Annotated in this window: 1 protein-coding gene; it reads right to left on the bottom strand. The window is 41.4% G+C overall.

Translation table 11 applies throughout. The annotated features are described in order from the left end of the window. A partial coding sequence (locus tag RCF13_RS23810; RefSeq protein ID WP_308141612.1) for a hypothetical protein occupies positions 1 to 850 on the bottom strand: 850 nt, incomplete at both ends.

Here is an 850-nt window from a genome sequence, read left to right as displayed (position 1 = left end):
ATTTAAAGCACCAATTTCTGGGTCTACAATTTTAGTCAATCGGTTTGCCAAATCGTATTGGTACGTGGTTCCATATCGTTGTGCATCGCTGCTGGCAGATAAATATCCCTTTGCATCGATTTGTTTTATTAGATTGCCATTGCCATCGAAAATATTTTTTGTGATGACCTTATCGTATGGATCTCTAATGATGACCAAGCGATTTAATTGATCGTACTCATACTGCATCTTATAGTTCTTCGCATTGACCTCTGAGATTTTATTCCCTGCTAAGTCATAGGCATAGGTCATTGTATTTCCCTTTGGGTTTGTAACAGATGTAAGCTGATTTACATTGTTGTAGGTAAAGGAGGTTTGATAGCCTAGCTCATTGGTTTCCCATACTCTATTGCCTGCAGCATCGTATCCATAGGTCTTCGCTACATCTTTTCCACTTACCTTGCGCATCGCCTTTGTTACTCTGTTCAGCTCATCGTATTCAAAGGCAAGGGTGTACTCTGCCCTGTTTTCTATATCGGATTCATGGTATTCGTAAGCCCTTGGTGCAATTTCCTTCGTCTGATTGCCCAGGATATCGTATTCGTACCCTGTAATCAATTGAATCTTTTCTGGATGCTCTGGATCTGCTAGTTTAGATACATCTGCCTCTCCATAGATGGATGCTCTGTCTACTAGCTGAATTCGCTTTACAAGGCGATTCATCTCGTCGTACTGGAACCGCTCAATATCGAATTCTTCGCTGTCTCTCAGCTTTTCTGTCTTAAGGATGCTGCCATTTTTATCGTAATAGTTTCTTACAAAGCCACCGCTATTGTCTGTTACGGACTCTAGCAGGTCGTTGGCATAGTAC

The organism is Stenotrophomonas maltophilia group sp. RNC7 (genome assembly GCF_030910085.1).
Lineage (GTDB): Bacteria > Pseudomonadota > Gammaproteobacteria > Xanthomonadales > Xanthomonadaceae > Stenotrophomonas > Stenotrophomonas sepilia.
Note: the sequence above shows the minus strand (reverse complement) of the source record. Positions and strands in the feature narration are given on the sequence as shown.